The following is a 12,496-nucleotide window of genomic DNA, read 5'->3' as shown; positions in this document are numbered from 1 at the left end:
ACGAGAATTGAAGAGCGGGGCCGCGACTCAATCGCCTTGGACGCGATGAGAGTTGCATCAATGTTCGATCAACATCCGATCAGCACCAGGGCTTCGGCGTTCTCCCCCTGGGCTTCGGTGTAGTCGCATGACACCCGGTTCGTGGCGGACTGACAGCTCGGCGGCGGTGCTCTCGGAGCGTGACAGGCACGGCTTCCAAGATCATGGAGTCCTCTACGCGCGTGATCCAAATGGAAGACCGTGCCTGCCGACGCATCCTCTCTGATCCCGCCTGCCGTTGACCAACTGCGCCGACAGCTCAAGGCCCTTCCCTGGAAAGACATCCCGCTTCAGGGACGCACCCGGGCGGTTGCAAGTTCCGGGATCGCGTAGATTGTCTGTGTCCAGCGGGAGTTGACGTGGCAACAGCACAGGCACGAGACCGGTGATCATCAGGGTGTCTACGCCAGCTGATCACATCGAGGTCACGTGCCTGCCGCTCCATCCTCCCCGATCCCTGCCGTCCTGGCGAAACTGGGCCCCCTCCACCAGCACGACACCGGCCGCCTGCGCGTCCACCTCCAGCGCGTCCCCGACCCGCGTTCGCGTCGCGGGCAGTGGTATCGCCTGGCCGGCCTGCTGCTGATCTGCGCCTGCGCCGTCGTCTCCGGCGCCCGGACCATCACTCAGATCACCGAGTGGGGACAGCGCGCCACCACCACGGTGCTGGAACAGCTCGGCATCCGCCGGCATCTGCCCGGACGCCGGCGCGCCCCGTCCCATGCCACCCTCACCCGGCTCCTGGCCGCCCTCGACGGCGATGCCCTGGACGCCGCGATCGGCGCCTACCTTGCCGTCCACACCGACGTCGGCACCACCGGCTTCGCGCCGCAGCCGGCGATCGCGGTGGACGGCAAGGCGCTGTCCGGCTCCGCGCACCGGCAGCACCGCCATCGGCCTCGACACCCACCAAGCCAGCCCTGCCGACCTGGGCGGATACGCGCGCGGACACTGGGGAATCGAAAATTCCAGCCACCATGTCAGAGACGTGGTGTTCGCCGAGGACGCCTCCACCGTCCACACCGGCAGCGCACCGCGGGCGATGGCCGCTCTGCGGAACCTGGCCGCCGGCAGACTGCGGCTGCCGGGAGCGGACAACATCGCCAAGACCACCCGAGCGATCCGGGCCGCACCGAACACGCCGTCTGGATCTGGGGCATCACCGACAGCCCGCTCCTACCGGGAACTTGAAGCCGCCCTGGGCACTGCGTGCCCTCCCCAACGGCTCAGCCACGCCTGCCTGCCCGTGACGTGCCGCCGTGCGAACACTCTGGTCGGATCCGTCGACAGGCCGGCGTCCTCCCTGGGGCTCTCCGGCCCGTGCCAAGTGGGCGCACGTACGCCGTTGTTCACCGGGGCTTTGGACCGCGATCCGTTTCGCAGCCGGGTCCGCGACTGCGCCGTCGGGTCGGCCACCGTCCGCCATGGAGGCCGGCATCACGGTGGCGCGAGTGAGGTGAGCCGGTACGGGCCGGCCGTTCCCGAGTCGTCTGTCGCCTGATCGGCTGTGGGCAACCCAGGCCATCCCGTTATCCGCTGCCACGCTGGTCGTTCACCTCTCCGTAACCCGGCCGGTGTTATATCCACCTTCCTGACCGAAATCGCTGACAAAGCGCAGGAAGGCCGATGTGTATGCCTTGTGTTCTCGTGGTCGAGGACGAATCAGCGATTTCCTCGATGCTCACCATGGCGTTGCGGTTCCTCGGCTTCACGGCGGTCACGGCGGAGAACGGGGAGCGAGGACTTGACGCCGTTGCCCGGCATTCCCCGGATGTGATCCTGCTGGATGTCGTACTGCCGGACCTGAGTGGGTTCGAGGTCTGCCGCCGCCTGCGCGCGGCCGGATGCCGGGCGCCGGTACTCTTTCTGACCGCGCGGGACTCCGTCGAGGACAAGGTCCAGGCGCTGGGGCTCGGCGGAGACGACTACGTCACCAAGCCCTTCGACCTCAATGAGATCGCCGCGCGCATCCAGGCCCTGCTACGACGGTCGATCCACCCGTCGGCGTCGGCGTCGGCTGCGGGCATCCTGCGGGCCGGGTGGGTCGAACTCAACCGGGACACCCACGCCGTCACCCGACACGGTCAGGCGGTACGGCTGTCGGCGACCGAGTTCACACTCCTGCGTTTCCTGCTGGAGAATGCGGGCCGTGTGATCTCGAAGGCGGCGATTCTGGATTCCGTCTGGCAGTACGACTTCCAGGGTGAGTCGGGAGTGGTGGAGACGTATATCTACAACCTGCGGCGCAAGCTGGGGGACACCGGCCCGTCATTGATCCGTACGGTGCGTGGTGCGGGATACCTTCTCTCGCAGACGCCCCTCGGCGACTCGGCCGGAGTGTAGCGGATGCGTGGCGGAGCGGGCAGACGCACACAACGGCCGTGGAGTATGTACTGGCGGCTGACGCTGGGTGTCCTGGTCGTCACGGTGATGGGCGTCTTCGTCGCCGACTTCGTCTCTGTCGTGGCACTCAGCAAGCGGATGAACAGCAGAGTGGACCAGCAGATCACCGGCGCCCGTGACTACGTCCACTCGATGGTGGAGTCGGGGCACCAGCTGTGGCCCGGCGGGACGCCGCCCAACGGCGTCGTCATGGTGGTCGACGGCCATGGGCAGGTTCTCCAGAAGGCAGCGGGTCTCCAGACGAGGATCACCCCGCTGAAGCCCTGTCCGCCAGCCGTCCTGCGGGCTGCTGCGGCCACCGGCCGCGCCTTCAGCGTGCGGAACGCCCCGTACCGGGCAGCCGTGAGCAGACTCTCGGACGGCCGCTTTCTGGTCGTCGCCCAGATGACGACCGAAACCACCGCTGCTGTCCGAAGCCTGGTGATGATCGAGGCCATCGCTGGCGTTTCACTCGTTGCGGTCGTGGTGGTCGGCACCCTTTGGTCCGCCCGTAGGACGTTGGCCCCGATTGAACAGGTCACCCACACTGCCCGGCAGATCACACGAGGTGATCTGTCCCACCGGGTCGACCAGCCCGGATCGCCGCGTGAAGCGGTGCGTCTCGCGGACTCCTTCAACGGCATGCTTCAACGCATCGAGGAGGAGTTCACCCGCAGGCGAAAGGCGGAACAACAACTCCGCGACTTCGTCGCCGGGGCCAGCCACGAATTGCGAACCCCGTTGACCGCGATCGCCGGCTACTCGCAATTGGTCCGTTTCGGCGCGGCGGACGACCAAACCACCCTGGACCAGATCATGAGGCGAGTGCAGCAGGAGACCGATCGGATGACGGAACTCGTCGACGAGCTCCTCCTGCTCGCCAGACTGGACCAGGGCCGCCCGCTCGAACGGCAACGAGTGAACCTGGCCGAACTGTGTGCCGACGCCATGGCCGATCTGCGTGTGCTGGCACCGGACCGGGCCCTGTCACTCGTTGTGGAGCCCGCCGAGCATGTACTCGAAGGCGACCCGAACCGCCTGCGGCAGGTGGTCGCCAACCTGCTGGGCAACTGCCTGACCCACACACCGCCCGGCACACCGGTGGAGCTGCGGCTCTGCCGGGAGGGCGGCATGCTGATCGCCGACGTCGTGGACGAGGGGCCCGGCGTGCCGGAGGAGCTGCGCGAGCAGATCTTCGAACGATTCTTCCGGGGGCCCCGTTCAGTTGGAGGTACAGGCACCGGGCTGGGGCTCAGCATCGTGACCGCCATAGTCGCGGCACATGGCGGCAGCGTTACCGTCGAGCCGTCCGAACACGGAGCTTGGTTCCGGGTACGCCTGCCTGCGAAGCACCGGACGCCGAACACGGCAGAGGCGGCAATTCTGATCGACTCCTGAGGCTCCGGGAACTGCCGTGACCGGGGCCTGTGGTCTGGCTGGGCGCCGAATGAGCCACGGTGCGGGAATGGCCAACTCGTGACACGGCTGGTCGCGCTCCTCGTCATGATGCATGGCGGGGAGCCATGTGCATCGTCCCGGCTGTGGTGAACTCGACAAGCGTGAGTGGACGGAGGATGTGGCCCTCTCTGCGGCTCTGCCGAAGGCCACGACAACAAGTCCACGATGCCGAACAGGCCGATGCTGTGCCAACTTCAACCTGCTCCGCAAGCGAGATGCCGGCCCAGGGCGCCGCCACCGCGCGCCGGGCTCTCACCGTCATCGGATGCCCGGAAGTTGACTGCCGCTTTGTCCGCGCTGTCCCCATGGGCGGCCCGCACAACCCCACACATCCGCGCTGGGCACGGGAGCGGATGTGGACTCCAAGCTTCGCGTGAATCGACTGATAGACGGACAATGTGCTCATCGGTAGCGGTCCACTCCGGGAGGTGAGGTATGGCCGCGCACTCGCAGTGGTCCCGGGAGCGAAATCTGTCCACGGGGCGGTCGGCTGCAGGTCGGCTGCGGATTCTGGAGTCCCTGGAAAACGATCTGGCGGAGACGGACGTGCTACTGGCCGCGCTGCAGCATGCGGTCGCCGACCTCGGGGGGCTGGGCGGCATGGTGCATCTGCGGGGCCCGGGACCGGATGCCCGCATTGGGCTGCGGCTGATCGTGAGCAGCGGAGTGCCCCGTGCCTTCGCCCAGGCATGGCTCGAGGTCCGAGGGGACCAGGCCGTGGCCCCGGCTCTGGCCGTACGGGAGAACGCGTTCGTGTGGCTGCCCGGGCCGGAATCCGACCCGCGCCATGGGTTCGGCGGTGAGACGCCCGGGCCGAAGGCGCCGCCGAGTCTGCCGGAGGTCACCGGGATGGCGGCTGTACCGCTGTTGGGCCCGAACGGCCCGCTGGGCACGCTCACCGTGTTGACCATGGCGCCGGGCAGGCCGAACCCCGGGCACCGCGCCTTCCTCGAAGCCGTAGGCGAGTGGACTGCCCGGCGGCTGCGTCGTTCCGCGGCCATCACTGCCGAGACCGCCGCCACCTGGGTGCAGCCCCAGCCGACCGGCCCGAGCCCTCAGCAGGCGCTGAACGCGGTCAGGATGGGTACCTATGACTGGGACATCCGCACCGGACAGGTGTCGTTCAGCGACACGACCTTGGACCTGTTCGGCATCACCCCGGAGTCATTCGACAGCCGGATCGAGAGCTGGACGGCACTGGTGCACCCCGACGACCTGCCCCGGGTAGTCGCCGAATCCGATCGGATCGTGCGTACCCGCGGGGCGGGCGAGTCCGAGTACCGAGTGTGCCGCCCCGACGGCACACAGCGGTGGGTGCAGAGCCGTGGCCAGGTCGTGGTCGGTGAGGACGGCGAGCCGCGGCACGTGATCGGCACCGTGTGGGACACCACGGAGACGCATGCCGCGATGGAGTCCGTCGGGCGCGCACTGCGCCACATGAGTGACGGCTTCCTCGCGGTCGGCGGCGATTGGCGGATCATCTTCGTCAACGTCGAGGCCGAAAGGCTGATCGGCTCCTCCCTGGAGCTGGTTGGCCGTCCGCTGTGGGACGTGCCCGCAGTACGGGAGGTACCCGGCTTGGAAGCCCGCTGTCGCCGGGCCGCGACCGACGGCACACCGGCCAGCTTGGACATCCGCTGGCCGCAGAACGACCGCTGGTACCACCTGCGGCTCGTCCCCGTACCGAATGGTCTCACTTTCTACTTCACCGACTTCACCGACAAACGCCAGCGCGCGGCCGAACTCGCCGCCGCGCAACACGCTGCCGCCGAACGAGCGGCGCGCATCGGTGAATTGACCCTTGCTCTCGCCCAGGCGGTCACATCGCAGGACGTGGTCACCGCGGTCGCCGAGCGCGTGCTGCCCCCGTTCGGTGCGACTGGCCTGATTGTCCTGACGCTGGAGATCGACCGGATGCACGTGGTCGGCTCTGTCGGCTATCCGCCGGAATTCCTCGAGAAGGTTCACGGAACCCCACTGCACGGACTCCCGCCCGTCGCTGACGCCCTGCGAACGGGCACCCCCCGGTTCAGCTCCTCCCGCGAAGAACTTTTCACCTGGTATCCGCTGCTGACCGACCTCGTCGACACCGTGCCGCAGGAAGCATGGGCCCTTCTGCCACTCATCGCCTCAGGCCAGCCCGTGGGTGTCTGTGTCATCTCCTTCGACCAGCCACGCAGCCTGGGCGAGGAGGAGCGCACTCTGCTCACCGCGCTGAGTGGCCTGGTCGCCCAGGCACTGGAACGGGCCCGCCTTTACGACGCCGAGCACACCCGTGCTCGCGCCCTCCAACAGGGCCTGCTGCCCCGTGAACTGCCCACGCTCCCCGCCGTCGACGCCGCCGCGCGTTATCTGGCCGCCGGGCAGGGCCTGGACGTCGGCGGCGACTGGTACGACGTCATTCCGCTCTCCGGCGACCGAGTGGCCCTGGTCATCGGCGACGTGATGGGCCACGGCCTGTCCGAGGCCGCCACCATGGGGCGGCTACGCACCGCCGTGCGTACCCTGTCCGACCTCGAACTGCCGCCCGACGAGATCCTGGGCCGCCTCAACGACATCGTCAGCGATCTCGGTGACGACTTCTACGCCACCTTCCTGTACGCCGTCTATGACCCCACCTCCCGCATCTGCTCTCTCGCCCTCGCCGGACATCCCCCGCCCGCCGTGGTGCGCCCTGACGGCACTGTCAGCTTCCCCGCCCTGACCCCCAACCCGCCACTGGGCACTGCCGACCCGCCATTCGACACGGCCGACCTGGAAATTCCCGAGGGCAGCCTGCTCGTGCTCTATACCGACGGGCTGATCGAATCCAAGATCCGCGACATCGACCGCGGTATGGAACACCTCGCCCAGACCCTCACCAGCGTCCAGCGCGTCGGAGGAACCGGCGACCTGGACCGGCTGTGCGACACCCTGAGCAGGACACTGCTGCCCGCTCAGCAGCAGAGCAGCGACGACGCGGCCCTGCTCATCGCCCGAACCCATTGGCTGACCCCCGACAACGTCGCGTCCTGGTCGCTCCCCGATGCCCCACAGGCCGCCGGCCAGGCCCGTGAGCACATCCGTGAGCAGCTGGCGACCTGGCACTTGGACGAGCTGGTGATGACCACCGAGCTGCTGGCCAGTGAGCTGGTGAGCAACGTCATCCGCCATGCGAAAGGACCCATGAAGCTGCGCCTGCTGCGCAGCCGAACTCTCATTTGCGAGGTCTCCGACGGCAGCCTCACCACGCCCCACATCCGCCGTGCCTCCGACACCGACGAGGGCGGCCGAGGACTGCAACTGGTCGCCGCGCTCTCCCAGCGCTGGGGCACCCGCTTCACCCCCGACGGCAAATGCATCTGGACAGAGCAAGCACTGACCTGACGCCGTCCTGCGGCCGCGCCCGCTGGAAAGCTCATCTGTGCCGGTCATCTGTGGCATGCCGGGATTCGTAGAGGCGGTCGCTTCGTCGGGAACGTACTGGGCTGTCAGCCGACCGAGGTGTGGAGCAGGTCCACCTCGCAGGTCCTCCCGGTGCCGGGTTCCGTCCACGTCGGAATCCGGCACCGCTGTCGAGCTTGGCGTCGCGCTCGGGGGCTCCTTCCACGTCTTGGTGCGCTGGAAGGTGATGCCGAGGCGGGCGGGCAGGCACCGTAACGCCTACCGGCTGATGCGGATGACGCGGCCGTGCGCTTTGTGCAGGTAGGCGACGAGTTTGCGGATGGACCAGTGGGTGAGGGGCTGGCCGAGCGTGGTCGGGCGGATGGCCGTCTGGATGACGAAGTCCGTCAGGGCTGAGCAGGCGGGGACGAGCTCCCGCCCACCGAGGGTCCTAGCAGGTCGGACTGATCTCGTTGAAGCGGTGGAAAACGTCGCGGAGGGTGTCCTCGTCGGCCTGTACCGGCTTCGCGATCACCGCGACCCGGTTCCCGCCTGCTGAGGCCGACAGCATCATCTCGCGCCGGTACCGTACCGAACTGGTGCTGCCCCGGCGCACAATCCACTGCAGCCTCTGCCTCTCCAGGTCGGTCAACCTGCGTGCGTAGACAGGCTCTGCCACCACACCTCAGCAGTCGGACGGACGCCACGCCACATCCAACCGCCACAATCGCCAACCCTGCGAAACTATGTGGTCACAGCGCTGGGCGGCGCGTCCCTCGCCACCAGCTGTTTCACCCGACACGACCGCGGTCTCGGCGCGTGAGGGAGGACGTTACCGGTCTCGCTCCACCGGCGCCGACCGGGAACTCTTGATTGTGGGGGAGAAGGTGTTACGTATAACTTCTTACGTCTCGGGTGAATGAGTGAGACAGCCCCCACCGTCGGACGACAGCACAGGAGAATCGCGATGGCCCAGCGAGTCGAGGATCTGCGGATCGGCTTCATCGGGCACGGGCGCCATGCCCGTGCCAACCTCTATCCGGCGCTGGCCCTGTCCGGCGCTCGCCTGACCGCCGTTGCCACCCGCGACGAGACGGCGGCTCGAGCCGCGGCGGCGCTGCACGGTGCCGAGCGCGGACACGGCGACTACCGGCGGATGCTCGACGAGGACCGATTGGACGCCGTCTTCGTGAGTGTGGCCCCGGAGGACCAGCCCGGCATCGTGGAGGCCTGTCTGCAGGCCGGGGCGCACGTCTTCGTGGAGAAGCCGCTCGGTATGACCGGCAGGGACGCCCGGCGCGTGGCGACGGCGGCGCGGACCTGCGGCCGCGAGGTGATGGTCGGCTTCATGAAACGGCACGCGCCCGCCTACCGCGCGCTCGCCGACCTGATCGCCGACGAGGATCGGTTCGGGCGCGTGATGTCGTTCAACGGCCTGTTCGCGTTCAGCCCGTGGACCGACGAACTGCGGGACGACACCTACCTGAAGCTCGCCGCCGTGCACATCGTCGACCTCGTGCGCTTCCTGTTCGGCGAGGTACAGGAGGTCGTCGGCTTCACCAACTCTCGGGGCGCGGACATCGGCATGGCCTGCACACTGCGCTTCGACAGCGGGGTGATCGGCAACCTCGCCTTCGCCGCCGTACCGGCGTGGAGCCGGGAACAGGAGGAGTTGACCGTCACCGGTCGCCACGGTTTCGCCCGCGTCGCGAACCTGGAGGAACTCACCCATCATCACTTCCGGGCCGAGGACACCGCCCCGGACGCGTGGCAGGGGATCGGAGAGGAGACCGTGGTCCGCCGACCCTCCAACTCCCCGGCCTCCGGCGGGCTGCGGGACCTGTACCTGCGTGGCTTCGCGGGGGAGGTGCGGCACTTCCTGGAGTGCGTGGCCGAGGGGCATACGCCCCTCAGTTCGGCGACGGACAACGTGGCCACCATGAGCTTGTGCGACGAGATCCTTGGATCGCTTCGGGCGGTGTGAGGCGTACGCCGCGTTGCCCGGGTGTGAAACCCGGCCTTGTGTTTCCGTTTCCTGCCGGGCGGGGCCGTACATGCCTGCTGTTGCAGGGGGACAGCGGCTGTTCGCGGAGTGCGGCAGATCCGGCCTGGGCAGACGAGTCGATCAGCCCGCCAGCCTCGCCGTTTCGATTGGGCGGGCGGCTGCGTTGATCATCGACTGTTGGGTGGTCGAGGCGGTTCTGTTGCCTGGGCATGGTGGAGTTTCGGGGCAATGGTCGGGTCCTCCGGGTCCTTCGGGTCGTGGGTGGGCGGGGGCCCTCGTAGGTTATGGCCGGGTCGCGGGGGACGAGGCGGGCGATGACGAAGGTCGGGGCGACGACGCCTATAAGGACGAGGGCGGTCTGGGCGAGGCGCTGGATCAGGTGCCCCATGGCGACTGCTCCAGGTTGTGGACGAAGACGACGCGTCCGCGTGTGCCTTGGGGACCAGCGGAACAGCCAATGACGGTAAGTATTTGATCTTGCTGCGCTCGCCTGCAGCTCGAACGTCGGTTGGCCGGATGCGGCGAGTTCGGCGCGACGGGCTTCGGCCCGGGTGCGGGCGTGGTCGTAGCGCAGTTGCAGCCCTGGCGCATGGCCTTGAGGTTGGCCGGGGCGCAGCTCTCCGGCGTGTGATCGAGGTGCGCGGTTCGTCAGGATCCCCCTGAGCCGGTGCCGTACGCGGGCTGTCCGTGCCGGTTGGGGGCGGCCGGTGTGGCTGTTGCGTCCGCCCTCGCCCTCGCACCGCCAATCGGCGCGTTCCTTGATGCTCTTGGGGATCTCCGGCCGGTTGTCGGGGTAGCGGTCGCGGTTCTCGGGTCGGATTGGCACGCGGGGGTCACCGCTCCCGGGCGTCGATCTGCCGGTCGAGCTTCTGCTCGCCACTCGACACCCTCGCGTATCCGATTTTGATCTCGGCGCGGACGAGCGGCTCGGCGACGAGGAGTTCGGGATGGCCGGACGGCTCCGGAATGCCACTCACGACCCCGGATCGTGTCAGAAAACGGTGGGCGAGGGTTCTTGAAGCAACCAGGTCTCTAAAGGGTTTTTTTGAAGGCCCTGCGAGGGTGTGGGGGCACCCTCCCGGCGATCTTCAGAAAGCATCGTTTTTTGAAGGCGAGGCTCGCCGACCCGCATCGTCTTCTTTGTTGGATCGGAGTGTTGGAGTAAGGGCGGTTGGTGCGATGCCGGACCCTCATCGGCACCCCGGGCGAGATTCTGACGGCACGGTCGGTGTCGGCCCGGCCAGGGCGCAAGGGCTCATCTCGGCTTCTGATCGACCACGGCGAGTCGCGCCTCCACCTGGTCCCCCAATTCGATCAGAAGGTCTATCTGCGCGGGGGTCACGTAGTCGATCAGTGCATTGCGTACGTCAGCCAGGTGGAGCGGGGCGGCTGCCTCGACGAGGGTGCGGCCCTGTTCGGTGATGACCACGACGGCTCCTCGCTGATCGGTCGCGCATCGCTCGCGGCGGATGAGGTTGCGGTTCTGCATGCGGGTCAGATGCTGCGACAGGCGGCTCTTCTCCCATTGCAGCGCATCCCCGAGTGCGAACGACCTCAGGCGCCCCTCGGGTGCCTCGGACAGGTGAGCCAGCACCTGGTAGTCGGCGGTGGACAGCCCGCTGTGGGTGCGCAGCTGCCGCTCGATGTATTCGGACAGGCCGGCCTGCATCTTCATGAGGCTGCGCCAAGCTCGCTGTTCACGCTCGTCCAGCCATCGCACTTCGTCCATGGAGTCCACCCTACCGCTTTGGTTGACATGTTAACCAGCCTGTCATAGGGTTTGGTTAACACCTCAACCAAATCGGCTGGCGGAGGTTGGCGCCGCCGACAGGAACGCGGCGACGAAGCCTCTCTGCTGCCTCGACAGCCCTCAGCAATCGACTGGAACTGGAAGCACACATGTCTACAGACACCCGCTACACCATCGTGGGCACAGGGAACATCGGTTCGGCGCTGGCGCGCCTTTCGCCCGGGCCGGAGTCGAGGTAAGCATCGCCAACACCCGTGGACCGCGCTCGATCAGCGAACTCGCCGCTTCCTGGGGCTCCACAGTCCGGGCCGTGACGCTCACTGAGGCACTGGCGAGCGACGTCATCTTCATGGCCATCCCGTTCGGCGCGGTCGAGACGTTCGGCAAGGCCCTGCCCGACTGGAACGGGAAGATCGTCGTCGATACCGCCAATGCGCACTACGCGCCCAACGCGGGCGACATCCTCAAGGGCCGGCTCTCCTCGCGGTACGCGGCCGAGGTGCTGCCCGGCGCCCAGATCGTGAAGGCCTTCAACCAGCTTCCCGCCCAGACGCTCGCCGCCGAAGTGCCCTCCGGCCAGGGCAAGCGCGTGGTCTTCGTCTCCAGCGACTCCGACGAGGCCAGCTCCCAGATCGCCGAGCTCGCCCGCACGCTCGGCCTGTCGCCCGTTGAACTGGGCAGGATCGACGAAGGCGGACGCCTCATTGAGGTTCCAGGCGCACTGGTGCTCAGGAATCTCACCGAACAGCCCCTCACCTGAGTGGCCGCGTTCCGTCTCCCACGGGCGGCACGGCCGGCCCCGACGAGCCGTCCCGCGTCAGTAGCTGGCGTCACCGGCCCCACCGCGGCGGCCGGCGCCCGGCCCGCGGCCAGTTTGCGGCACCGCAGCGCTCTCCATCGATAAGACCGCACTTCAGCAACGCTCATGCGTGAGCAGCGAAACCCTCCGGCACATCCATCCTCCACGGACGCCGGTCCCTCACAGCTCGGGCGGTCCGAATCACTCTCCAGAAAGGCATGACCTGTGTTTGTCTTCGCCGCCGTACTGAGCGTTCTGCTCGCCGCTGTCGGGCTGGCCGCCGGACTACCGAAAGCCCTGCTCAAGGGCAGCATCCCAACCCAGTTGCAGTCTCCAGGAGGCCTCAGCGCCCCGCTGGTCCGGTTCATCGGGCTGGCCGAGCTGGCCGCAGCCGTAGGGCTCCTCGCCGGTCTCTTCTGGTGGCCCATCGGCGTTGCCGCCGCTCTGGGATTCGCCGTCGTACTCGTCGGAGCCATCGGCTTCCACGCCAAGTCCGGCGACTACGCCAACCCCGAGACCCGCGGCAACGCGATGGCACCCGTCATCCTCACCATCATCGCGATCGCTGCCGCCGTCACTCTCGTCCTCGCCTCCTGACCAGGGCCGTGAGCCGCGGTGCCGCAGCGCCATCCTTACCGGGCAAAGCCGGCCGGGTGATCGCGAGATCGCCTCTCCACGCGGACCGCCACCGTTCATCCGC

The 12,496-nt window shown here is 67.9% G+C and carries 9 protein-coding genes and 1 pseudogene; 7 read left to right on the top strand and 3 right to left on the bottom strand.

Features of this window, described 5'->3' with window-relative positions; translation table 11 throughout:
* The first annotated feature begins 468 nt into the window (after positions 1-468).
* The 4 genes from OG496_RS11430 (at position 469) to OG496_RS11415 (ending at position 7,245) form a co-directional block, all read left to right on the top strand.
* A complete protein-coding gene (locus OG496_RS11430; protein ID WP_405970734.1) occupies positions 469-1,230 on the top strand; it encodes a transposase family protein in 762 nt (253 codons plus the stop codon).
* 441 nt (positions 1,231-1,671) lie between these two features.
* Positions 1,672-2,382 carry a response regulator transcription factor gene (locus OG496_RS11425; RefSeq protein WP_405970733.1) on the top strand — a complete coding sequence of 237 codons (711 nt, stop codon included), beginning with the start codon at positions 1,672-1,674 and terminating at the stop codon, positions 2,380-2,382.
* 150 nt (positions 2,383-2,532) lie between these two features.
* Positions 2,533-3,819, top strand: coding sequence for a sensor histidine kinase (locus OG496_RS11420; RefSeq protein ID WP_405970732.1), 1,287 nt, complete (start codon positions 2,533-2,535; stop codon positions 3,817-3,819).
* Between the two features lie 495 nt (positions 3,820-4,314).
* On the top strand, positions 4,315-7,245 hold the full coding sequence (locus tag OG496_RS11415) for a SpoIIE family protein phosphatase (protein WP_405970731.1): 2,931 nt from the start codon (positions 4,315-4,317) through the stop codon (positions 7,243-7,245).
* Between the two features lie 207 nt (positions 7,246-7,452).
* Here OG496_RS11415 and OG496_RS11410 read toward each other — a convergent pair.
* Positions 7,453-7,921, bottom strand: a pseudogene (locus OG496_RS11410) (IS630 family transposase); the annotation flags it as partial.
* Positions 7,922-8,209: 288 nt separating this feature from the next.
* Here OG496_RS11410 and OG496_RS11405 point away from each other — a divergent pair.
* Entirely contained in the window at positions 8,210-9,226 is a 1,017-nt protein-coding gene (locus tag OG496_RS11405; RefSeq protein ID WP_405970730.1) for a Gfo/Idh/MocA family protein, read from the top strand.
* Between the two features lie 854 nt (positions 9,227-10,080).
* Here OG496_RS11405 and OG496_RS11400 read toward each other — a convergent pair.
* Positions 10,081-10,224, bottom strand: a complete 144-nt coding sequence (locus tag OG496_RS11400) for a hypothetical protein (protein ID WP_405970729.1) — start codon at positions 10,222-10,224, stop codon at positions 10,081-10,083.
* Between the two features lie 278 nt (positions 10,225-10,502).
* Positions 10,503-10,976 (bottom strand): MarR family winged helix-turn-helix transcriptional regulator, encoded by a 474-nt coding sequence (locus OG496_RS11395; protein ID WP_405970728.1) that lies wholly within the window; start codon positions 10,974-10,976, stop codon positions 10,503-10,505.
* A gap of 76 nt (positions 10,977-11,052) precedes the next feature.
* Here OG496_RS11395 and OG496_RS11390 point away from each other — a divergent pair, with 76 nt between their 5' ends.
* Positions 11,053-11,757 carry an NADPH-dependent F420 reductase gene (locus OG496_RS11390; protein WP_405976612.1) on the top strand — a complete coding sequence of 235 codons (705 nt, stop codon included), beginning with the start codon at positions 11,053-11,055 and terminating at the stop codon, positions 11,755-11,757.
* A 264-nt stretch (positions 11,758-12,021) separates the two neighbouring features.
* Positions 12,022-12,393 carry a DoxX family protein gene (locus OG496_RS11385; RefSeq protein ID WP_405970727.1) on the top strand — a complete coding sequence of 124 codons (372 nt, stop codon included), beginning with the start codon at positions 12,022-12,024 and terminating at the stop codon, positions 12,391-12,393.
* The last annotated feature ends 103 nt before the right edge of the window (positions 12,394-12,496 follow it).

It is taken from the genome of Streptomyces sp. NBC_00988, from assembly GCF_045162645.1.
In the GTDB taxonomy this organism is placed as follows: domain Bacteria; phylum Actinomycetota; class Actinomycetes; order Streptomycetales; family Streptomycetaceae; genus Streptomyces.
The sequence above is the reverse complement of the archived record's forward strand: the minus strand, read 5'-3'. Positions and strand labels throughout refer to the sequence as shown.